At 65.4% G+C, this 21,595-nt stretch carries 23 protein-coding genes; 5 read left to right on the top strand and 18 right to left on the bottom strand.

Annotation, left to right across the window (positions count from 1 at the left end):
- Positions 1-15 precede the first annotated feature (15 nt).
- Entirely contained in the window at positions 16-747 is a 732-nt protein-coding gene (locus tag AC1RL8_RS06170; RefSeq protein WP_492684227.1) for a fumarylacetoacetate hydrolase family protein, read from the bottom strand.
- Between the two features lie 122 nt (positions 748-869).
- Here AC1RL8_RS06170 and AC1RL8_RS06165 point away from each other — a divergent pair, with 122 nt between their 5' ends.
- Positions 870-1,847: an AraC family transcriptional regulator gene (locus AC1RL8_RS06165; RefSeq protein ID WP_255221086.1), complete on the top strand. Its 978-nt coding sequence runs from the start codon at positions 870-872 to the stop codon at positions 1,845-1,847.
- Positions 1,848-2,030: 183 nt separating this feature from the next.
- Here AC1RL8_RS06165 and AC1RL8_RS06160 read toward each other — a convergent pair whose 3' ends face one another.
- From AC1RL8_RS06160 to AC1RL8_RS06130, 7 genes are all read right to left on the bottom strand, one after another.
- Positions 2,031-2,456 (bottom strand): acyl-CoA dehydrogenase family protein, encoded by a 426-nt coding sequence (locus AC1RL8_RS06160; protein ID WP_492684226.1) that lies wholly within the window; start codon positions 2,454-2,456, stop codon positions 2,031-2,033.
- Positions 2,457-2,639: 183 nt separating this feature from the next.
- Positions 2,640-3,935, bottom strand: a complete 1,296-nt coding sequence (locus AC1RL8_RS06155) for a porin (RefSeq protein WP_492684225.1) — start codon at positions 3,933-3,935, stop codon at positions 2,640-2,642.
- 73 nt (positions 3,936-4,008) lie between these two features.
- Entirely contained in the window at positions 4,009-5,622 is a 1,614-nt protein-coding gene (locus AC1RL8_RS06150; protein ID WP_492684224.1) for an AMP-binding protein, read from the bottom strand.
- A gap of 1 nt (position 5,623) precedes the next feature.
- Entirely contained in the window at positions 5,624-6,622 is a 999-nt protein-coding gene (locus AC1RL8_RS06145) for a Bug family tripartite tricarboxylate transporter substrate binding protein (protein ID WP_492684223.1), read from the bottom strand.
- Positions 6,619-7,860 carry a thiolase family protein gene (locus tag AC1RL8_RS06140; protein ID WP_492684222.1) on the bottom strand — a complete coding sequence of 414 codons (1,242 nt, stop codon included), beginning with the start codon at positions 7,858-7,860 and terminating at the stop codon, positions 6,619-6,621. Before AC1RL8_RS06140 ends, AC1RL8_RS06145 begins: the two co-directional genes overlap by 4 nt.
- Positions 7,857-8,849, bottom strand: a complete 993-nt coding sequence (locus AC1RL8_RS06135; protein ID WP_492684221.1) for a fumarylacetoacetate hydrolase family protein — start codon at positions 8,847-8,849, stop codon at positions 7,857-7,859. Before AC1RL8_RS06135 ends, AC1RL8_RS06140 begins: the two co-directional genes overlap by 4 nt.
- A gap of 12 nt (positions 8,850-8,861) precedes the next feature.
- Positions 8,862-9,662: a cyclase family protein gene (locus tag AC1RL8_RS06130; RefSeq protein WP_492684220.1), complete on the bottom strand. Its 801-nt coding sequence runs from the start codon at positions 9,660-9,662 to the stop codon at positions 8,862-8,864.
- 95 nt (positions 9,663-9,757) lie between these two features.
- On the opposite strand from AC1RL8_RS06130, the gene AC1RL8_RS06125 reads away from it, so the two are divergent.
- Positions 9,758-10,444 carry a TetR/AcrR family transcriptional regulator gene (locus AC1RL8_RS06125; RefSeq protein ID WP_492684219.1) on the top strand — a complete coding sequence of 229 codons (687 nt, stop codon included), beginning with the start codon at positions 9,758-9,760 and terminating at the stop codon, positions 10,442-10,444.
- 210 nt (positions 10,445-10,654) lie between these two features.
- Here AC1RL8_RS06125 and AC1RL8_RS06120 read toward each other — a convergent pair whose 3' ends face one another.
- The 3 genes from AC1RL8_RS06120 to AC1RL8_RS06110 form a co-directional block, all read right to left on the bottom strand.
- Entirely contained in the window at positions 10,655-11,014 is a 360-nt protein-coding gene (locus AC1RL8_RS06120; RefSeq protein WP_492684218.1) for a hypothetical protein, read from the bottom strand.
- Between the two features lie 1,115 nt (positions 11,015-12,129).
- Positions 12,130-12,654 (bottom strand): hypothetical protein, encoded by a 525-nt coding sequence (locus AC1RL8_RS06115; protein ID WP_492684217.1) that lies wholly within the window; start codon positions 12,652-12,654, stop codon positions 12,130-12,132.
- Between the two features lie 52 nt (positions 12,655-12,706).
- On the bottom strand, positions 12,707-12,988 hold the full coding sequence (locus AC1RL8_RS06110) for a DUF6959 family protein (protein WP_492684216.1): 282 nt from the start codon (positions 12,986-12,988) through the stop codon (positions 12,707-12,709).
- Positions 12,989-13,237: 249 nt separating this feature from the next.
- Here AC1RL8_RS06110 and AC1RL8_RS06105 point away from each other — a divergent pair, with 249 nt between their 5' ends.
- Positions 13,238-13,558, top strand: coding sequence for a hypothetical protein (locus AC1RL8_RS06105; protein WP_492684215.1), 321 nt, complete (start codon positions 13,238-13,240; stop codon positions 13,556-13,558).
- A 595-nt stretch (positions 13,559-14,153) separates the two neighbouring features.
- Complete coding sequence (locus AC1RL8_RS06100) at positions 14,154-14,291, top strand: hypothetical protein (RefSeq protein ID WP_493196446.1); 138 nt, start codon at positions 14,154-14,156, stop codon at positions 14,289-14,291.
- 174 nt (positions 14,292-14,465) lie between these two features.
- Here the strand turns inward: AC1RL8_RS06100 and AC1RL8_RS06095 are convergent, their stop codons facing one another.
- The 3 genes from AC1RL8_RS06095 to AC1RL8_RS06085 form a co-directional block, all read right to left on the bottom strand.
- Positions 14,466-15,428 (bottom strand): homocysteine S-methyltransferase family protein, encoded by a 963-nt coding sequence (locus AC1RL8_RS06095; protein WP_095745914.1) that lies wholly within the window; start codon positions 15,426-15,428, stop codon positions 14,466-14,468.
- A gap of 192 nt (positions 15,429-15,620) precedes the next feature.
- Complete coding sequence (locus tag AC1RL8_RS06090; RefSeq protein ID WP_492684214.1) at positions 15,621-15,740, bottom strand: LuxR C-terminal-related transcriptional regulator; 120 nt, start codon at positions 15,738-15,740, stop codon at positions 15,621-15,623.
- Between the two features lie 137 nt (positions 15,741-15,877).
- Positions 15,878-16,474, bottom strand: coding sequence for a TetR/AcrR family transcriptional regulator (locus AC1RL8_RS06085; RefSeq protein WP_492684213.1), 597 nt, complete (start codon positions 16,472-16,474; stop codon positions 15,878-15,880).
- A gap of 136 nt (positions 16,475-16,610) precedes the next feature.
- Here AC1RL8_RS06085 and AC1RL8_RS06080 point away from each other — a divergent pair, with 136 nt between their 5' ends.
- Positions 16,611-17,552, top strand: a complete 942-nt coding sequence (locus AC1RL8_RS06080; RefSeq protein ID WP_492684212.1) for a DMT family transporter — start codon at positions 16,611-16,613, stop codon at positions 17,550-17,552.
- 69 nt (positions 17,553-17,621) lie between these two features.
- Here AC1RL8_RS06080 and AC1RL8_RS06075 read toward each other — a convergent pair whose 3' ends face one another.
- Genes AC1RL8_RS06075 through AC1RL8_RS06060 form a run of 4 tightly spaced genes read right to left on the bottom strand, consistent with a single transcriptional unit; the run spans position 17,622 to position 21,541 of the window.
- Positions 17,622-18,755, bottom strand: a complete 1,134-nt coding sequence (locus tag AC1RL8_RS06075; RefSeq protein ID WP_492684211.1) for a glycosyltransferase family protein — start codon at positions 18,753-18,755, stop codon at positions 17,622-17,624.
- Positions 18,756-18,763: 8 nt separating this feature from the next.
- Positions 18,764-19,525 (bottom strand): hypothetical protein, encoded by a 762-nt coding sequence (locus AC1RL8_RS06070; RefSeq protein ID WP_492684210.1) that lies wholly within the window; start codon positions 19,523-19,525, stop codon positions 18,764-18,766.
- Positions 19,515-20,513, bottom strand: a complete 999-nt coding sequence (locus tag AC1RL8_RS06065; RefSeq protein ID WP_492684209.1) for a hypothetical protein — start codon at positions 20,511-20,513, stop codon at positions 19,515-19,517. The genes AC1RL8_RS06070 and AC1RL8_RS06065 overlap by 11 nt, the downstream gene beginning before the upstream one ends.
- The gene (locus AC1RL8_RS06060) at positions 20,510-21,541 is read right to left on the bottom strand and encodes a glycosyltransferase family 2 protein (protein WP_082818004.1); all 1,032 of its coding nucleotides are present in this window, start codon (positions 21,539-21,541) and stop codon (positions 20,510-20,512) included. Before AC1RL8_RS06060 ends, AC1RL8_RS06065 begins: the two co-directional genes overlap by 4 nt.
- Positions 21,542-21,595 lie beyond the last annotated feature (54 nt).

The following is a 21,595-nucleotide window of genomic DNA, read 5'->3' as shown; positions in this document are numbered from 1 at the left end:
TGTGCTGTTGCGGGCTCAGACGATCTCGACCTGCAGGGGCGCGAGCCCGTCGATGCGGCCGGTGAGCTTGTCGCCGCGCTGCACCGGGCCGACCCCTTCGGGCGTCCCGGTGAAGATCAGGTCGCCGGGCAGCAGGCGGTATTGCTTGGACAGCTCGCTGACGATCTCGTGGACATTCCAGATCATCTTTTCGAGCACCGAGTCTTGCCGCACCGCGCCGTTGACCGAGAGGTTGAGTGTTCCCGAGCGGATGTGCCCGACCTTCGCCACCGGATGGATCGGGCCGCAGGGCGCCGAGTGGTCGAAAGACTTGCCCTGTTCCCACGGCAGGCCGCGCTTGTTGCATTCGCGCTGGCGGTCACGCCGGGTCATGTCCAGGCCCGCAGCGTAGCCAAAGACGTGGTCCAGCGCGGTGTCGGGCGACACGTTCGACGCATGGCTGCCGATGGCCACGACGAGTTCGAACTCGAACTGGAAGTCGTCCGTCAGCGTGGGGTAGGGTACGCGCCCGTCGGTCACCACCGAGTCGGACGGCTTCTGGAAGAAGAACGGCGGATCGCGCTCGTCGCCTTCCTTCATCTCCCGGATGTGGGCCAGGTAGTTGCGGCCCACGCAGTAGACGCGGCGCACCGGAAAGCGTTGGTCGCTGTCCACGATGTCGATGGAAACGGGCAGGACTTGAAGGGCGTCGGTATTTGCGGGGACATCGGTCGCTTGCGCGAGTTCGGCCGTCGGGTGGGGGGACATGGGTTTGTCTCTCTGGAAGGTTTGGAAAGGAGTGGCTAGAGTCTAGGAACGAGGCCTCCTCACCTCAACGCGCAGGCTTGCGCAAAGATATGCAATCCTTGCGATCTTGAGATCAGCTCTTCATGCCACCCACGCCTTCCCCCGACGAATTCGTGCCGCCGCCCCGCGCCGGTGCCGCGCGTGCCGCCATCAGCAACTACACGATGGCGGCGCGGGCACAGCGCGCCTATTTCGGCATTCATGACCAGAGCAACTGCCTGCCGAATCCGGTGCCGCACCGGCACGAGTACTTCCAGATCTACGTCAACACGCGGGGAGAGACCACACACTACATCGGCGGCAACCAGCGCGCCATCGGCGCCGGCACGGTGAGCTTCGTGCTGCCGTTTCTGGTGCACTACATCCCGAACGCGGCCGACGGCGTGTTCCATGTGATCAACATCAGCAAGGACTACCTGCTGCCGTCGCTGGACCTCGACGTGTTCGAGCTGTCGGAGGTGCCGTTGTCACGCGCGCCCGAGCTCGCGCCTTTCCGGTTCCAGCATTGCCTGGATTTCCGCTTCGACGAAACCGAGACCCACCAGCTCCAAGCGCTGTGCGAACACATGGCACAGGAAGCGCAGCGGCCGCCGGGCGAAGACACCGCCAGCCACCTGCTGATTCGCAGCCATCTGCTTCACCTGATCGGCATGGTATGGCGCCGCTACGGCGAGGAGTTTCGCAACTGCGAGGCGCAGGGGATGGCCCTGCAGTCGTACCGGCCGGCGGTGCTGCGCTGCATCCGCTACATCAGCCGCAACCTCGCGCAGGAGCTGACGCTGGGCGATGCGGCGCATGCGAGCCATGTGTCGCCCACGCATCTGGCCCACCTGCTGAAGAGCGAAACGGGCAAGACCTTCCTGGAGCTGGTGACCGAACGCCGGATCGAGCGCGCCAAGACGCTGCTGGTCTTTACCGGCGCCTCTGCGGCGGAGATCGGCGAAAGCACCGGTTTCGGAGAGCCGACGCAGTTCGCGCGCCGTTTCGGGCAGATCGTGGGGGCGACGCCTTCTGCGTACCGGCGGCAATTTCAGCGAGGAGGGAATCGGACGTGGGACTGACGGCGCGATGCTCCCAGTAAGCAATCAGGCTCTCGAGCTTGACGTCGGTGGCTGCAAGTCCGACGTTGGCATTCGTTGCATGGCAGTCCTTCGCATACGGCGGCTCCAGACGGGTTGCCGACACTCAACCTGGCCCACCTGAGTGTCCGCTTCCACTTGTGTTGCAGCCCCAGCCTGGCTTCTTCAAAACGAGCGCGGCAGACCGAGCAGATGTTCCGCGACATACGCGAGGATCAGGTTGGTCGAGATCGGCGCCACCTGGTAGAGCCGGGTCTCCCGGAATTTGCGTTCGACGTCGTACTCGTTGGCAAAGCCGAAACCGCCATGAAACTGCAGGCACGCATTGGCGGCCTCCCAGCTGGCCTTGGCGGCCAGGTACTTCGCCATGTTCGCTTCCGCGCCGCAAGGCTGTCGGGCGTCGAAAAGCTCGCAGGCACGCCAACGCATGAGGTCGGCGGCTTCCACTTCGATGTGGCTCTCGGCAATCGGGAACTGCACGCCCTGGTTCTGGCCGATCGGACGGCCGAACACGACACGGTCCTTCGCATCATCGCCACGCTCGTGCTGTTGTACGCGATGCGCAATCGAGCACGCTAGACAGTGATGCATCGCTCCTTCTAGATCCTTGCCGTTGCACCGCATACGCCTTGTGAGTCAAAGAGCGTTGCCCTTCCAGGGTGGAGGAGGCGGCCCCTGTGCGTGCCTTCCCTTTGCCCGGCAAGCGCGCAGCGCTGCAGCACGCGGGAGCTCAGAGCCGACCACCGGAAAGGTCCGCAGCGCGAGTCAGTGCCCTCAGAAGGCGTGCCGAATGCCCATGTCGTAGCCGGTGGTGCTCGAGGGGACATAAGGTGCGCTGATTCCGGCAATGCCGTTCGCAAACCTCACCCCGCCTCCGGGACTGATGGCCATCGCCGCATTCACGGACCCGTTCCACTTCATCTTGGTTCGCGCAACAGTGGCATAGAGCGCGGTGCGCTTTGACAGGTTGTACACATAGCCGACGGCGAACTTCTCGATCCTGGCATCGTTGTCTTGCAGCCATGTCGCGGGATTCAAAGCATTCACCGTACGGGGAGAGGCGTAGTTCACGCGCGAATAGGACGCACGGATCAATCCAGGCCCGACCGGGGCCGTGATGCCGATCAAGCCGCCGGTGTACTTTCCATTGCTCTCGTTCCTGAAGGGATACGGAATGCCGCCGATATTGGCTACGTTCATCTTGCTGCGCTCATCCCTGATCTGCGACAACTGGCCGAACAATTTGACGACATCGAAATCGTAGGAGACCCCGGCGTTGAGGATCTTCAAACGGTCCTTGTCGAATCCGCTGAGATCGTCCTTGGTGTCTTCCTGGTAGGCGATGGCCAGGTTGAGCGGGCCACGTTGATAGCCGAACCGCCCCCCGACGTTTCGCCCTCCCTTGCTCGGACTGTGGCTCACGCCACTCTGCTTCAGGTTCTCATGCAGCGAGTACATGACCTGGCCGTAGAACCCGCCAAGATGGCCCGGCAGGAAATAGCCGACGCTGTTGGAGGCGCGAACGTAGTTGTCAAAGGGCATCAGGTTCGCGGGCGACTTTCCGTGGCTGGTGGTGAGCCCCGTGCCGATCGGATTCCATAGGTTCGCGCCGACCCCGACCGTGCCGAAGGGATCGAAGACCGTCAGATTCCAATAGGTCGGCACATAGTCCCGGCCGAGGCGCACTTCGCCGAACGGTCCCGACAGGCTGACCGTCGAGCGGCGGTCGAAAACGCCAAGCCCCTGGGCTCCGTCGTCCGGTGTGAGTGTGGATTCCAGCCAGAAGCCTGTAGCAAGCCCGCCGCCCAGATCCTCCTGTCCGCGAATGCCCAAGAGAGAAGGGGTGTGCGCGCCCGACGCGAGCTTCGTGGCGCCTTGCGAGATGGATGCCGGCGCTGCCAGGGACCACCAAGGCAGGCCTGCGGGCAGCACGCTCTTGGTCTGGTAGTGGCTCACCGAGATGTCGATGACGCCGAAGAGCGTCACAGAAGACTGCGCCCAGCTCGAAGGCCCGATGAACAGCGATGCAAGTGAGATGGGAAGAAAAAGCTTACGCCCGTGGTTGTGCATGAATGTCTCCTTCGTTGTTGTTGATTGCGCAGGGGAAAAACGGCCTGCCGCCGCCTGCGCCCAGGTCTTGTGTCTAGGCTGAGGGCGCCTCGAACACGGTCGCGACCGCCCCGTCGCGCAGCCATTCCTCCAGAACCCGCGCCAACGGCTTTTCCGACGCGGTCTTGGGGATCGCTTCGATGGCCATCAGCCGCCCGGGAAGGGCGTTCTTCGACAGCGTCTCGCGCAAACGCGCATGGAGCACCGAAAGGTCCAGGTCGGCGTGATGGGGGACGACGGCTGCGACGACATCGCGTTCACCAGGCGCCCCCGAGGCCGCTGCCGTGCCGAACACAAACGCATCGCGGACCAGTCCGGTGTCCGCGATGGCTTTCTCGATCTGCGCCGGGTCGATGAATTCGCCGTTGCGGCGAATGCCATGGCCGCGGCGGTGCTCGAAGTAGAGCCAGCCGTGCGCATCGGCGCGCACGATGTCGCCGGTCCAGAGCCAACCATCCTTGCCTTTGGTCTGCGAGGCCTGCGGGTCTTCGAAGTACGCGATGTCGAAGGGCGCGCCACTGACCGGCCGGAACGCCAGTTCGCCCGGCGTGCCCGCAGGCGCATCGCTGCCGTCTTCGGCAACGATGCGGACGGAGAACGCCGGGTGTGGGCGGCCGATGCTGCCGATCGGTCCTTTCCCGAAGGGGTTGACCGTCAGCCCGCCTTCGGCGGTGCCGTAGAACTCCAGAACATGGACGCCGAAGCGCTGCTCGAAGTCACGCCAGATGGCCTGCGGCATGCCCGCGGCGACGACGAAGCGCACGACATGATCCCGGTCGCTGGGCGACGGCGGCTCGCAATAGACAGCGGTGGTCATGCCGCCCAGCAGGGTGAAGGCGGTGCACTGGTGCCGACGCACGATCTCCCACAACCGCGACTTGGTGAAGCGGCGCGACATGACGCAGGCGATCCCGAGCCTCAGGGCTGCACCCAGCGTGACCAACTGGGCATTGGCATGCGTCAGCGACAGGCCGGAGTAGAGGCGATCGTCGTCGGTGTAGCCGAAGGCGGACGCCGCAAGTGCCGCCGTGTCGACGAAGCGGCGGTGGGTGATCACGATCCCCTTGGGCTCTCCGGTCGTGCCGGAGGTGAAGAGAATCTGCATGGGGTCATCGGGATCGACGGGCGTGAAGTGTGCCGAGGGGAGGTCTGCCTGTGTGTGACGGGCCAGCAGTTGCGCGTAGTCCAGCGCTTCGCAGGCGCGCGGCGCATCTGCCGCAAGTTCGCCCGAGACCACACGCACGACCCAGCGAAGGTGGGTGGCGCGCGATCGAATCTGCGCGACCGCAGCGGCGGCATAGTCCGCGGCGATCACACCCACGCAGTGCGTGCGATCGATCAGTGCGGCGAGCCTGTCTCCTTGCGCCCGCGCATCGATCGGTACCAGCACCACCCCGAGGTGCGCGGCCGCCACCATGGCTTCGACGAACTCGGGGTGGTTCGCCATCACCAGCGCGACGGCGTCGCCACGTCGGATGCCCTGGCCTTGCAGGGCCCGGGCCAGCGCCAGGCCGTTCTCGTGCAGTTGCAGGAAGCTGCGGTGCTGCTCGGGCAAGGCCGGGCCCGCCTCGAACGTGAGGGCGATCGCATGGGGACGCGTGCGCGCATGGTGGCCGACGAGATCGGCCAGGTTCTTGAAGTCCGTCATGTCAGTCCGCCTTGATGCCCGTCTTGTCGATCAGGGCCTTCCATTGCGCTGTCTCTTGCGCCGTCAGCGCAGCCAGTTCAGCCGGCGTCGAGCCCTCGGGTGTCAGGCCGAGTTGCAGCAGATGGCTTCGGAATGCGTCGCTCTTCAGGATCTGCTGCACTTCGGCGTTGAGTCGCACGATGACCGGCGCGGGCGTGCCCGCCGGTGCCCACAGGGCGTTCCAGCCGCTCAGCTCGAATCCGGGCAGGGTCTCCCGGACCGTCGGCACTTGCGGCAGGACGGAGAGTCGCGTGGGGGTGGTCACCGCCAAGGCCTTGACGCGGCCGCCGCGAACGAGTGCCAGCGCCGAGGCCTGGGGCTCGAGCCGGACCTGCACGCGCCCCGCCATCAGCTCGGTGTTGGCATTGGCGCCACTGCGGTAGGGCACATGCAGCAGATCGATGCCGCACTGCGCCTTGATCAGCTCCATGCCCAGGTGGAATGCGCTGCCGTTGCCCGTGGAGGCATAGGCCAGCTTGCCGGGCTCGCGCTTGGCCAGGGCAATCAGCGACGGGAGATCGGAGGCCGGCAGGCCGCTGTGAGCGAGCAGCACATACCCGCCGCGCGCGACCAGGCTGATCGGCGCCATGTCCCTGGCCGGGTTGTAGGGAAGCCGCGGGTAGAGGTGCGGGTTCATCGTCGCCACCTGGTTCATGGCGTAGAGCAGCGTGTGCCCGTCGGCGGGCGCCTTGAGCGCCTTGTCGGTGCCGATGATCCCCGAGGCCCCCGGCATGCCTTCCACATAGACGGGGTTCGACAGGCGTGTCGACAAAGCTTCGGCGATCAGACGAGCCACGATCTCGGGTGCGCTGCCGGTGGTTGCGGGCACGATGACCTGGATCGGTTTGGACGGCCAGGCCGCGGTGGCGGCCCTGGCAGCGTTGCCGGCAAGGCCGGACAAGCCCAAGGCGAGCGATCGCCCGAGGAGAGTGCGTCTGGAATACATGGTGGCGTGCTTCATGTGCGTTGTGCAGCCCGTTCAAGAATGGTGATGGTCGCGGCCGCTTCCTCATGGCCCAGGAAGCCGCCGCCGTTCTCGGCAAGGGCCAGGCGCGCATTGGCCACCTGTCGCCCGCCGGCCTCGCCGCGCAGTTGCAGGACGAGTTCATGGATCTGCATCAGTCCGGTGGCGCCGATGGGATGCCCCTTCGACTCCAGTCCCCCCGAGGGGTTGACCGGCCGGTGGCCGCCCAGTGCGGTGTGGCCATGCTCCGCGAGCCATCCACCCTGGCCGGGCTCGCACAAGCCCAGGTGTTCGCACTGGACGATTTCTCCGAAGGCCGTGGCGTCATGGACCTCGCTCACGTCGATGTCCTCAGGCCCGACGCCGGCATCAGCGTAGGCGCGCAGTGCCGCGCGGCGGCTGATGGGCGTCTCGCTTCCGCCGGCGCGTGCCGACCCGCTGGCCAGAACACTGGCCCGCACGCGCACCGCACGCTTCGCATCGAAGCGCTCCAGGGCGTCCTCGCGCACGATCAACGCCGCAGCCGCGCCATCGCCGATCGGCGCGCACATCGGCAGAGTCAGGGGCCAGGTGATGGCGCGCGCCGCGAGCACCTCGTCGACCGACATCGCGACGCGATGCTGGGCCAACGGGTTGTGCACGGAGTGGCTGTGGTTCTTGGCGGCCACATGGGCCAGTTGCCGTTGCGTGGTGCCGTGGCGCGCCATGTGCGCGCGGGCCAGGGCCGCATAGATGTCCATGAAGACGCTGCGTTGCTGTGCGACGGGGGCTTGTGTGGGGTCCTCACCAGCTTGTTGTGCGAGAAAGCGCAGCAGTGCCTCAGGCCTTTCGGCGTCATGGGCGCCATCGAAGATGGAAAAGGTGCGGGCCTTGTCCGGGTGCGACAGCTTCTCCGCTCCCACCGCCAATGCGACGTCACACAGTCCGGCGCGCAGATGGGCGCAGGCGAGGTAGAAGGCGGTCGACGCACTGGCACATGCGTTCTCGACGTTGATGATCGGAATGCCATCCAATCCTGCCTCGCGCAGCGCCACCTGACCACCGATCATGTGCTGTCCCTGCAGGAGCGACTGGCCGACGTTGGCGAAGAACGCGGCACCCACCTGATCGGTCGCCGCGCCGGCGTCGGCCAGGGCGAGATCGATGGCCTGGCGGGCCAACGTGCGCAGCGCAACGTCCGCGAAGCGGCCCGTGGGCGTGCTGCCCACGCCCACGATGTACAGCGGAACCGTCATCTCAGGCCTTCGCTGCCGCGGCGGGGCGCTGCCGTGCGGCGGATCCGGTTGCGCAGCGTGCCGATGCCCTGCGCCTCGAGTTCGATGACATCGCCATCGCGCAGCAGCCGGCCGGTCTCCACGCCGCAGCCACCTTCGAAGGTGCCCGAGGCGAAGAGTTCGCCAGGGTGCAGCGTGCACGAGCGACTGGCATAGCTCACGATGTCCTCGAAGGTCAGCTGCATGTCGGCGGTGCTGCGGGTGGTCTGGACGAGGCCATTGAGTCTCGACTGCACCTGCAGCTGGTAGAGGTCGGGGATCTCGTCGAGCGTGGCGATGCAAGGGCCGATGGCGTAGGCGCCATCGAAGTCCTTGCTCTTGCCGGCCGGGCTGCCTTCAGCCACTTGCGTATCCCGCGCGGTGAAGTCGTTGAACAGCGTGACCCCGAAGATGTGGTCGCGTGCTCGCGACACGGGGATGTCCTTGCCACCCACGCCGATGACGGCGGCCAGTTCGAGTTCGTAGTCCAGCGATTCGGCGAAACCCGGCCAGGCGATCTCGGCATCCGGCCCGGTCATGTTGAGCGGATTGCCGGTGTAGAAGCGAGGCACGGTGAACCAGTTCGGGGGCAACTCGAGCGAGCCATCGGCTTGTGCGGCGGCCATGGCGGCCTCCGGGTCGGCTGTTCGGGCGGCCAGTTGCTCGGCGCGTCGCCGCAGGAAGAACCTGGGGTGCTCGATCATGGTTCCCCAGTCCCGGATCAGCGGCGGATTGGGCAGCGGGGGAAGCAACGCGGCGCCGGCCAGGGACTCTGCTGCGCCGCCGTGCTTGACGACCTGCGCACGCGCAAGGTCCCAGGATGCAGGGCCTGCGCGCAGGAAAGCCAACGCCGAGCCGAAGGCCTCTTCGCCGGGGTGGCGGGCAGTGAGGTCCAGCACGCCGTCGGCACCGATGAGGGCGCCAAGGTGAGGTGCCTCAAAGCTCTCTCGGGTGAAGGTCACGATACGCATCGAAGTCGCTCCTCAGTTGGACAGGAAGGCCACGGCACGGGCGGGGGCGGCGCTGGCGCGTGCCAGCTTCAACGGGAAGAAGCCGACGTGGAAGCCGCGAAGCGGCAAGGCGCCGAGGTTGCACAGTTGCTGGACGATGAAGGCCTCCTTCTCGCGGATCGCCTTGTGGCCATCCCACAGTTGCTGCTTGTCGCCCGTGTCCCTGAAGGCCTGGGCCATCACGGCGAAGGGACGGTCCCAGCCGACCGCATCGGTGCCGAGCACAGTGGCGCCTTGCTCCGACAGGAACAGCGTGCCTTCGCGGCTCATCCCCGGGTACTGAAAGAAGGCCGACTCGCCCAGGCGATATCGCTCCTGTCCGGTTCGGATCAGCACGGCGTCCCCGGGACGGATGGGCTCGCCCACTGCGGACAACGCCTGGCGAAGCGCATCGACCGGGATGGCCTGCCCAGGCTGCGCCCAAGGGCGCACATCGAGCACCTTGCCGGGGCAGAAGAGCTCGTTCAGTTCGACTTGGTCGATGGTGCGTGAGGTTCGCCCCTCGCAGGTCGATCCGCTGTGCAGCGGCGCGTCCACGTGCGTGCCGCAATGCGACGACATGTCGTTGAGCACCTCCGAGCCCCAACCCTCGCCGTCGGGCAGGTCGTCGTGGCTGCAGCCGAAGAAGTGGCAGAAGCGGTCGCGGCCGTCCGGCGTCGCCGGGTGGGAGTAGTCCACCCGGGGCGCCACGACGCCCGCAGCGGCGGCCATGGCGGGAGGAAGCAGATCGCGGTCGTGCGGGTCCAGCGTCGAGGACAGATCGATCAATCTCATGAAGTCTCCTTTAAGTCATACGTGCGTATAAATATACAACTGTATGATTTCAAGGATTGGCTGTCAACGAACTTCAATACCTCGCCACTTCCCTCATGCCCAAGCCCACCGCAGCGAAAACCGCCGTCTCTTCGAAGCGGCAGGCGCTTTCCGACACCACCGCAAACCAGATCCTCGACGCCGCCGAGGCCCTGTTTGCTGCACATGGCTACGGGGGCACCAGCATGCGAGCGATCGCGGAGCGGGCCAACGCCAACCTGGGAGCCTTCCACTACTACTGGGGATCGAAGCAGGCGCTGTGCAAGGCCGTGCTGGAGCGCCGCCTGGGGCCGGTGATGAAGGAGCGCAAGGAGCGCCTGGATGCATTCGAGGGTCGGAAGGTCCCGTTGCGAGACATCCTGCGGGCGTCCATGGCGCCCTCACTGCTTGTCGCGGGAGCCAGTGTCCAGGAGCGCGAGTCGTTCCGCGCGTTCTACGGCCGCATGTTGATGGACCCTGCCGATGAAGTGCATGCGCTGACAGCATCCATCGTGGACGATTTCGCGCGCCGCTTCGTGGATGTCGTAAGCCACGAGCTTCCTCACTTGAGCAGCGAAGAGTTCTACTGGCGCGTCATCTTCGTCTACGGCGCATTCTTCTATGCGCACAGCACGCACACGCGGGTGCAGGCGCTGTGGCCCGAGAAGTTGCAGCAGACCAGCATGGAGGCCGGTGTCGACTACCTGGTGAACTTCATCGAGGCGGGCCTCAAGGCAAAGCCGGCGCCCAGGTCCGCGGGTTGACGGGCCACCTGACAGACAAGCGTCTGGTTGGGGGGGGCAGCACTGAGATACGTGATTCGAATGTTCCGGTCGCGCTGGCGGCCATGGCACTGCTCGTCCGAAACAAGAGGCCGGAGCGCCAATAACAGGACCCCTCACGAACACCGGCCGCAGTGATCGAGATCGAAAGCGACCCGATCAAATGACGCTCAGGAAATGCGACTTCGTTCTCTACGCCGCGTCTTCCGGCATGCCATCAGCACCAAATGCGACACCGCGCTCTTCCAGCTTCTCGCGCGCGGCGTGGTGCACCACGCCGCGTTTGCGCGTGTCGGACTCCAGCAGCCTGCGCAACGTGGCCTGGCTGACATTGGCATTGCGCACCACTTCCATGCGGACGCCCCAGAACTTGTCATTCGCAAAACGATCCAGGATCTCTTCGTCTGCATCCGGGTTCATGGCCGCCACGGCGCGTATGGCCTGATTGGGATCAGTCAAGAAGGGCTCGAGCTCAACCGCATTGGCCGCACCACTGGCAGCGGTGTAACGAAGCGCCTCTGCAGCTTTCTGTTCAGTTGTCTTTTTGACCATTGCACTCTCAAAGTGATGAAGCTCACCGAGCTTCTCATGCGCAATGGTTGATGCATCCGAATTTCGGCTGCCCGGGTCGGATATGCGGCCATGGATCCCGCAAGAATCCTCGCGACCTGTGGGGGACGAAACGACTTTTCTCCAGCTTTCGGCTCAAGCCGGCGACGGGCGCGCAGCCAGTGCCAAATGGGGCGGCAGGGATGCCGCCAGCATCGGGCCATGAGGCATGCCGGGAAAGGCGAGGTACTGCGCACGCACGCCTGCGCGGTCGAGTCGCCCCGCCAGGTCCCGGCCAGCCTGCGGTGGCACGGCGGCACGCTGGTGTCGCAGGCGTTCGGCGCGCGCCGCGCTGACTCTGCAGGAGGTGGCGCGGCAGGACTCTCGCCTTCGGTCGAGGCGCCCTGCATGAACAACAGCATGGTCTCGCGCCCCGCCGGCAGGGGGCGGGGTGTTCGGCCTCGCGCAGGATGAAGCCGTCCTGCCACCACAACGAGGGGCCGCCGCCGCGTAGCGCGAGAAGAACTGCGGTCGGCGCAACAACGCGTGCAGCGCGAACAAACCACCGTACGAGTGTCCCGCACAGCGTGCGGCGTCGCGGATCCAGCGGTGCGCGCGTCGCCAGGGCCGGCACCGCTTGGGCGACGATGAAGTCGAGAAAATGATCGGCGCCGCCGCCTGGTCGGCCAGGTTCCTCATCGTCCCAGGTCGGACCGTCCGCGCGCACCGACGGCGTGTAGTCATAGGCGCGCATCGCCACGTCGAAACGCAGATCGCTGTCGGGGCCGATGGCCAGGATCTTCGGCGCGTCGCCGCGAGCGCTCAGTGCATCGAGTTGTGCATTGCCGAGCGAGCAGGCGGCAGTTGCTGCGATCGCACAGGGAATTTCAGGTCAAAGGGAGTTCCAATGCGGTCTACGACAGGCCGTTCTACGGACTTGCCTGTCGGGATCGTCCTTCAAGCAGACATCGGCGGCCCCGAGTCCGGCGGCGGAAATCGCTGCAAAGCAGTCGGTCGACCTCTCGCATCGCAGGACCGCATCGGGCCCAAAGCAGTAGTTCGCGGTCCTCTGAAGCAGTCGCTCCGCTTTCTCTCACCCCTACGCAACCGCAGCCCCACTACCTTCGGCCCAGAGCCCACCAAGGCTTCTTCGTAGGGGTTTTCTGCGCCGAAGAAGGGCCCGGCGAGTTGCTGGGACCGCTCCTCAGACGCTCGCGCTCAAGAAGTTCTCGACTGAAGGCAATCATTGCGTCGCAGCGTTCCTCGAGTGCCGAAAAAGCGGATTTCAACCTAAGTAAGTGGGTAATGCGAATATTGCCGTCTATGAACGGATATGCCTCTTGGTTGAGCGCGATCCAAACCTTCCGTTCGTCTGACGACTCGACGATCCAACGCTCCAGAGTCCGCCCGATACGCGCACCATTGTCGTTTGTCCGCCAAGTCCAAAGATCTAGCAGCACCGCTACGTCTTCAGCGCGATATGTGGCGGGCAGATCAGCCCAGAGCAACTCCGCCAGATCCGAATCATCTCCATATTCATCGAGCAGGCGAATCACCGTGTCATCGCTGCCCTGATGGTTGGCTAAGCGTAATGCAGCCACCTCATCTAGAGTTGCTTGGATCAAGGTGGTACGGGTGTGCATGAAACTATGGTGCGCCCGCAAGTAAATGTCTGGTTCTGGCCGGATGGCGTCGTCAGCCGTTCGAGGTATCAGTGAACGGTAGTTTGATCGCGTGGGCTGCGAGCACTGTTTTGTAGTGGTTCAGAAGGCTCTCAAGATGATCTGCAACATCGGCGAGATCTGCAGCAGCCTCTTCGTCGAGGAGATAGGCACTGCGTTGGACGCGACGAACCGACTGCTGAAGTCCGTGAAGCGTATCGCCTTGAACTAAGCAGCCGGGAAAGTGACGGTCCGGGTGCCGTAGAACTGCGGCGTTGCTCGTATCGGAATAGATTTCGACCTGCTCTTTTCTCATGATCTAGTGTGTGCCGGGAAGGTCAGCTTCTGGCCGACTGTAGCCGGTCTCGCTGCCGTCGCGAAGAAGACCGAAGCCGTCATAGATCACCCTCCAAAACAGATGTCGCTCAAGTGCAAGGGCGCTGGGATCGATCTCTCGAATCCGGAGTTTTGCTGACTACACTCGACCCTGGCGAGGAGGAGCGCCAAAGCTATGAGACTGATTCAACGCGTGCTGTGCGTTTGCTTGCTAATGGCCATGAGCAGCGTGAGCGCCGACGACGACCCTGTTGTTGGTGAAGCGGGTACCGTGACATGCGAGCAATGGGTATCGGCTCGAGCGTGGGGCTACAAGAACGTGCGAGTCTCAGAGGTAGAACGTGGGGTTTACGGCTGGGTCCAGGGTTATCTTGCGGCTATCAATCTGATGAGCCGGAAAGGCCCGCGGGTGCTTGTCCCAGATACTGATGTGATCGCTGCGTTCGTGGATGCCACGTGTAAATGGGACCCAAAGTCGCAGATCACCGAGATCACTGCGCAGTTGGCTGTGAAGATGGAGCTGCCTGCCAGCCGCAGCAAGGAGAAGTAGCAGCTGAGATCCAGCAATTCATGGCCGCGTGCGTGTAGGTGCGCCGTGAAGCAAATCGGAGCCGATCAAGGGCCCATTTGCCTCACGGCGACCACGCTGTGAGACCTCGCCTTGCCGTGAGAAGCTGGGCCTTCACAACCCGATCAGGCCACCATATTTGGGTTTTTCTTTGTTTGACTTAGCGCCCAAGGGCCGTCCGTGAAAAGCCAACCAGTAGAAAAGCTGAGGGGGCGCGACGAACGGCCGCTTGTGGCCGATAGTACCTATTCGTCTCGCAGGCGCCAACGACGGCAACCGCTGCATAGCCGTCCTTCGGGTATGTTCCCTTCAAACGGGTGTCAACGCCCACCTAGGCACCCTCACCACGCGAGTAGAGGAGATCGGCGACCCCGCGCTGAAACTCCAGATCAAGCGCGAACTGGGCATGGTCATTGCAAAGGTTTACACCAGACTCATGGCTCCGGTGATTCGAGCACATCCCTAACTTGATCCCGATTCCCCGCCCGATATCGAGACGTTCGGCAACAAGGGCTAATACGCAAAGCCGTCCCTAAAAAACTCGGCCTGCGTGCCTTTCAGTCAGGCCGGTGGCGCCTTGCTGTTCCACTTACTGTCCAAGCTGTACGAGCACATCGTCGTGCGCATCGATCAGAGAACGGCCACCGTCGATACCGGCAACGGCCACTCGTGGCGGGTGCCGCTCTACATGCTGCGGCATGTGCTCGACATCTGAGCGCCACGTTCACACGGCTCCCGGCGTCAAGAGGGGGCTGAGCCCGCGCCTACGTTGATTTCACGAGGCGTGATGCATCGGCGCGTGGCGCGACCGGCCGACGATCCCGATCGCAGACGCAGGGGCCGTCTGAATCGCCGGATGGGCGGGCGGGTGCAAACCCTGGGTGAACGGCTAGACCACGCCCCGGAACAAGGGCAGGCAGGCCATTGCAAGCTGTTTGACGTGGCGGTCGTCGGTGCCGCAGCAACCGCCCATGACATTGAGGCGCTTCAACCGGTGCATCTTGAGCGCGGCATAGGCCTGCCCCAACTCCACCGGGTCGCCCGCATCCAGTTCGGGCGCCTCGTTCAACTCGGCATGGCTCATCCTGGAGGCGTTCGCGCGCAGACCGCGAATCCGCCCAGCCCACGGCGCGTCGCCATGCACCACCTGCTGGAAGTGGCTGGGGTGGGCGCAGTTGATCATGAAGTAGGCCGGATAACCCGCGGTGGCACCGTCCACCTGCTGGATGGCGTCCGCCAGGGACTGCCCCGTCGGCAGTCTGCCATCGGTCTCCACCGTGAAGGAAATGACGACGGGCATGCTTGCCTGCTTCGCGGCCAGCGCGATCCCCGACGCCTCTTCGACATAGTTCATGGTGATGGCGGTCACCAGGTCGGCCGCGGTGCCGGCGAAGGTCTCGACCTGCGCACGATGGTAGTCCTGCGCTTCGCGCACCGACATGGCACGGTCAGGGACATAGCCGTCGCCGCGAGGTCCAAGGCATCCGCTGATGACGATCGGCGTCCGGCGGGTCTGGTAGGCATCGCGGATGTCCTCCAGCAGACCCACCAGCTGCCGGTCGACCGCCGCGAGCTCCTCGGGGCCGTAGCCCAGCCTGTTCCCCCAGTCTGGATTGGACCGCCAGGTTGCCGTTTCCAGAATCAGCCCGACGTCGAAGCTTCTGGCCAGCGCCGCGTAGGTCCGGAAATACTTCCGCAGCACTCTTTCGCCTTCCGGCGTCCGGAGCAGGTGAAAGGCGGCAAAGTCGGGAAGTTCCTGCCCCTCCAGAAAGATCAGGGTGGTCTCGATGCCGCCGTCGGTCATGAAGAAATCATCGCCGAGCTGCGGCAATGCGCTCCTGTAGGTTGCCATCGCTGACTCCTCTCATTCGGGTGTCCGAATGGCCGCAGCCGCCAAGGTGCCGGGCCCGCGAAGCGGATGATGACAGTGAGCGCCTCGCGGGCCAAGTGCCTGGCCGGCGGCGCGCCTTTTTCCCCCTTCAGGCTTCGGCTGTCGATCAGCTGCCGGTGGCGGTCACTCGAAGCCTGACGCAGGGGCTGGAGTTCACGGAGTGATCTTTCCGGATCGGATGGCCATGCGAACAGCTTCGGCTGTCGTCGTGGCCCCCAAGCGTCGGCGGACACGCCGCAGGTGATTCTCGATGTTGCGTTCGGAAAGGCCCATGCTGGATGCAGGCTTCCGCCGGCCGCTTTCCGGCAGCCATCCAGCGCATGACCGTTTGTTCGCGCGGAGTCAGGCGATGCTCGAACCGCTGAGCCTTTCCGGTCGACGCCTGCACCCGGCGGCTCCGTGCAACGGCGTCAGCTCGTTCGGCGCTTCACATTCGGAACCAAGGCCTTGATCACCGCGTCGGCCATCCGATGAAGAGAAGGCGCATTCTGATAAACGCGCTCCATCACTGCCAGGCCTCGGGTGAATGTGATGACAACCTGCGCGGTTTCCTTGGGGGACAGCGAAAGCTGTGTCGACATGTCTCCCTTCGACATGGCGGCTGACACGACGACCTGGAGTTCATCGAGCAACTGACGCAGCCGCTCCTGGATGCGCGGGCCTGCACCATCGACCTCCGTTGCCGTCTTCGTGGTGAGACAGCCCCGAGGCGGTACGCCTTGCGTCATGTTGGCGATCGCGACCTTGAAGAAGGCGCGCAACGCCGCCTCTGCGCGCGGTTTGTCGAGGGCTGTGTGCGCGTTGTCCAGGAACCTGGTGGCGTACGCCTCGAAGGCCAGCAAGAACAGCTCCTCCTTGCCGCCATAGGCGTGATAGAGCGAACCGCGCTGCACATCGGCGGCCTCTGCCAGATCGGCCATGGACGTGGCCCGCCAGCCTTTTTGCCAGAACACGTCCAGCACGGCGTCCAACACCTTGGCCTCATCGAACTGCCTGACTCCTGCCATGAGAAATCCTCGCGCTTTCTATTTTTGACAATATCGTCAAACTTGACAATACTGTCAATGATAATCCGTCCGCCACGCAGGCGATGCCCGCGGCGCCAGGCAAGACACTGGCATCGTTCTGAAGGAATCCCACTCGATGACTCGGCTTTCTGCCTCACCGCCAATTTCCCAACTCGGCATCGATCGTCGATGGGTGGGTGTGCTGTTCGGACTCGCTTCGGCCCTGATCTGGGGCGCCTTTCCGGTCGTGACTCGCTTCGGGCTGACTCACACGGCATTGGACGTCTACGACATCACGTGCATCCGGTACACGGTCTCGGGCGTGATGCTGCTGCCGTTTCTCGTACGACGAGGTCTCATGGGGCTGAGCTGGACCGCCATCGCGCTCATGACCGCCGGCATTGGCGCGCCCTACATGCTGGTGGTCGCCTTCGGCCTCGGCATGGCGCCGGTGGAGCAGTTCGCCGTGGTCACGCCTGGCAGCATGATCCTGTTCTCGGCGCTCATCAGTGCCTGGGGACTCGGCGCCAGGCTCTCGCGCAGGGAGACGGCGGGCATTGCGCTGATCATCCTCGGGGTCGCGCTGGTCGGCTTCCACAATTTCAGCGCCGTCCGCTCCTCGCCGTGGGCCTACCTGATCTTCCTTCTGGGCGGGCTGCTGTGGGCCATCTACACGGTTTCGTCCAAGCAGTTCTCTGCATCGGCGCTGCACGCCACCGCCATCGTTTCGGTGTTCTCGATGATCATCTACCTGCCCGCCTACCTCGCGACGCGCGGGCTGCACCTGTTGCAAGCGCCGCTGGGCGACATCGGTGTGCAGGCGTTCTATCAGGGGGTCATGGTCTCCACGGTGGCGTTGTTCTTTTTCAGCAAGTCGGTGCAGATTCTGGGCGCAGCCGTCGGTGCCACGTTCGCTGCACTCGTTCCCGGCGCAGCGACGCTGCTCGCCCTGCTGATTCTTGACGAGCGGCCCAGCGCCACAGCCATTGCCGGGCTGGTCATCGTCACAGGCGGCATGGCGGCGATGCTGATACAGCAACGTCGATCCTCGTCCCCCGTTGAATCCAGAGGAACTTGAGTCCCTGAACCCGGCAACTTCCGTCGAGAAGTTTCTGCATCGAAGGGCACAGCTTCCTCCGTGCTTCATTCATCGAACAGGCGGCGCAGCCGCGAGGCCGTGGAGCAGCACCGTCCAGTGCTGCAGTCGGGCCATGGCGGCCTCGCGGCCTTTCTGCGCCGCTTGCGGACCGCTGCCGTCGTCGGCCAGCGCGATCAGTTCGTGGGCAGCCGTCGTCACGGCCCGCGCGAAATCCTCGGTGCGGCCCTGCCACACCACGATGCGATGGTGCAGGCCCAATTGCGCGGCGCGCTGCGCATTGATCGCCTGCTCGGGCTGGTCGGTCAGGAGCAGCAGGATCGGCTTGCGGTACACCGCCGCGACCGACAGCGCCGCCATGCCGGGCGCGGAGACGATGAAGGCGCTGCGCGCGGCCCGCTCGATCCAGTGCTCGTCCTGCGCGTGCCAGCCCGCGCGCTGCGCATAGCCTTCGCCGACGAGGTGCGCCGGCGTGCGCGCCTCGGCCAGCCCGCGCTCCAGGCCGTCGGCCAGTGCGGCTTCCTTGAAATGCGGGTTGAGGTACACGGCGGCCTGCGGCGCGAAGTCGTCGTGCGAGTCCGTGTCGGCGCCCACGATGGCCACCGGCGTGGCGAGCCGGTGGCCGCCGCGTCCGTCGGCCTGCGGCTCGCCGTAGGCGAAATCGTGCGCGATGCGCGCGCGGCTGCGGTCGATCTGCCACGCGACGATGCGGCCGAAGATGTTCGCAATCCACGCCGGCATGCGCCCGTTGAAGTTGGTCTGCAGCGCATGCCGCAGGCTCGCGCCGTACACATGCACCACCTTGCGCCGCCAGACCGGCATCCAGCCCATGAACAGCAGCGCGGGGTGGAAGGAATCGTTCACCACCAGGTCCGCATCGCGGAACCACGCACGCAGCCGAAGGATGTCGCGCAGCATGCGCTCCGGGCGGAACACGTAGTGCGCCACGTTGCGGTCGGTTTCGCGGCGCAGCATGTTCTGCTCGCGGTCGAACTGCACCGCGTAGTGGCGCGAGAGCACTGGCGCCTCGATGCCGAAGCCGGCAAGAAAGCGCGCGCCTTCATCGGAGGTGGTGAGCACCTGCACGCTGGCGCCCGCGGCGCGCAGCGAATGCGTGAGCAGCTGCGCGCGCATCAGGTGGCCGCGCGCGTCCGCAGTCGCGAGGTAGACGATGCGCGGCGGCATCGACGGACTCAGGCCGCCACCGGCCGCGCACGGCCGGGGCGCAGGCGCAAGGCCACGCCCGCGAGGTACATGCCCAGCGCGCCGGTGATGCCGAAGCCGCGCTCGGTGTCGCGCACCTCGCGCATCAGCTGTGCGAGCCTTGCTTCTTCGTGCGACGCCACGCAGCGCTGCAGCGTGTGACTGCACAGGCGGATGTGGCGGTCTTCGTCGGCCAGCACGCGTGTGAGCAACGGGTGCAGCGCGTGCCGCGGGCCGATCAGCGCGCAGTGGCGCTGCAGGATGCGCGAGGCCATCTGCTCGGCGGCGAGGCCGATCGCATACGCCGGCACGAGGCCACCGTGCGCGAAGTACGGTGCATGGCGCTGGATGAGGCGCTGCCAGCGCGCGAGCTTGCGCTGGCTCAGCCAGTCGGGCTTCGGCGCCGCTTCCGGCGATGCAGCTGCCTGCGCCGCGCCGCCGCGCGCGACGATGGCGTCGGCGAAGAGCCGCGCATGCAGTTGCTCGTCGGCCAGGTGCTGGTCGAGCTGGCGCGTGAGCCACTCGGGCGCGTTGGTGCGCAGCTCGCGCTGCAGCGCCTGCTCGGACGATTCCTCGCCGATCAGATACAGGCGCAGCAACATCACTTCACCGGCGCGGCTCGCATGCATCTGGCGCAATGCGGCGCGTTTGATGTGGTGCACCAGCCGGGCCTGCAGCGCCGGCCAGCCACGCAGTTGCGGCGGCGAGAGGCAGTCGAATGCCGCGTTCGCCGGGGCGGTGTCAGCGGTCATCGGCTTTTTTGGCCACCGGGGTCTGCGGCTGCAGTTGCTGCCAACCGAGCACGAGGCCGATGAAACTGCCTTGGAGGAAGGCGCGCGCCGATGCGTCGGCACCGGCGAACTCGCGCTGCTGGCCGTCGTAGCGCACGTAGCCCTTGCCGCCCGCGGCACCGAGCACCAGCTTCTCGTGCTTGTGGAAGCCGCGCTGCATCAGCGGCAGCAGCAGCGACTGGGACTCGAGGCCATAGAGGAACAGGTCGCGCTGCACCACCTGGCGCGGAATCTGTCCGCTCAGCGCCTGCAGCTCGAGCGACCAGTCGCCTTGCCGCATCGCCTCGGACAGCTCGCTGCCCTTGGCCCCCGGCGCGTGGAAATGCGCGCGGGCCACCGACTTGGAGGCACGGCTCAACCCCAGCCCGACAGTGATGTCCGCATCGGTGGCGCCGCCTTTGCGGTTGTCCCGCACCTGCACGAATTCGTTGGCGAGCCGCGCGGCGATCGAGGGCCTGGAGAGTGTCTCGGCGATTTGCGCCGGCGTGAGCACCACGCGCTCGGCACCGCCCTCGATCACCACGACCTGGTACGGGTCAATGCGGATGTCGCTGAACTCGCCGCCGACGGGCGAGTGCGCATGGCTGCTCACCGACCACTCGTTGCCCGAGCGGCTCAGCAGCGCATGGAAGGTCAGCGGCACGCGCTGGCCACTGTGGCGCGACTGGCCGGTGCCTTGCAGCAGCACGTCGCCCACGATGGTCTTGCGGCCGTAGCTGCGCGGGTTCGCAAAGCGCAGGGTGTGCGCTGCGCTGTCGAGTGTGGCGCGTGTGTCGGCATCGTCGAGCGCGAGGCGGTTGCACTCGTTCGCAGGGCCTGCGAGCGCGGAGAAGGGGCAGCCGCTGTCGGACTTGAAGTTGAAGACGCCGCGCCCGGTGAAGTCGGCGGCGCCCGCCGCGGCACAGGCGCCGGCCAGCACGAGAAGGCTGAAGATGCTTTTCTTGTTCATGTCGGGCGATGGTACGAAAGCGCCTGCGCATCCGCGTTCGTGCGGCCCGTCGTGTGCAGGCCGATGCCGCGCGCGAAGGCGCCCAGCATGTCGATGGCCGAGAAGCCCACGATCAGTGCCACGCCTGCGAGCCAGCGCAGGCCGCGCAGGGGAGGCAGGTCCTGGTGGTTGAGCGCGCGCACGCTGAAACCCAGCCGCGTGAACAGCACGCACAACGGCCCGATCGGCCCGCTCTTCGCAAGCCACTGCCAGCGCGCCGACACATAGCTGCGCAAGAGATGCGGCGTGAGCGAATACGTGTCCTGCCCGCGCATCCAGCGCAGCTTGAGCGCTTCGGCGCGCGTGTCGGGCAGGCGGTGCTCGGTGTGGGCCGCGGCCGCGTAGTGGATGGGAACGTTGGCCGCCTTCAGTCGCATGCCCAGCACCTGGCAGTGCGCTCGGTAGACGCCGTCGAGCGCCTGGTAGCTGTGCTGCTCGAACACGTCGCGGCGAAAGGCCACGTTGTTCGCGTAGAAGTTGCTCGTCGCGCCCGCGTGGTCGGCGTTGGGGAAGTACATGAAGTCGATGGTCGTGAGCGCGGTGCCCACGATGCTGGCCGCATAGCTCGTGCGGCCGGCTACCACCGCGGGCGCATCGGCGCCGCGCGTGAAGGGCGTGAGCATCTGCAGCAGCCAGTCGTCGTCGGGCAGGCAATCGGCATCGGCGAACACCACGTGATCGCAGCGCGCCGCATCGGTGGCCGCGAAGCCGACGTTCTTGGCGTCGTAGTAGCCGGTGGCGGCATCGATGCGCACGAAGTCGATAGGGCGGCCCGCCAGCGCCGTGACGGCCTCGCACGACGCTGCGCTCAGTCCGTCGTGCGTGATGACCACCTGAGCCAGGGCCGTGAGCGGCAGCTTCTGCTTGGCCAACAGGGCGACCAGGCGCTGCAGGCTGGTGCTTGCGGCGGCCTCGGCATCCGCTCCGCCGCGCAGGTTGTTGGTCTCCAGGACCAGCGCGCAACGCGCGGCAACGTGATCGGGCATCATCGAATTTTCCTGTCGGGACATTGTTTTGAAGGCTTGCATCCTGCTTTTATCTCA

The sequence above is a fragment of the Variovorax sp. GW822-FHT04E09 genome, assembly GCF_058800845.1.
This window is presented reverse-complemented; position numbering and strand designations above follow the sequence as displayed.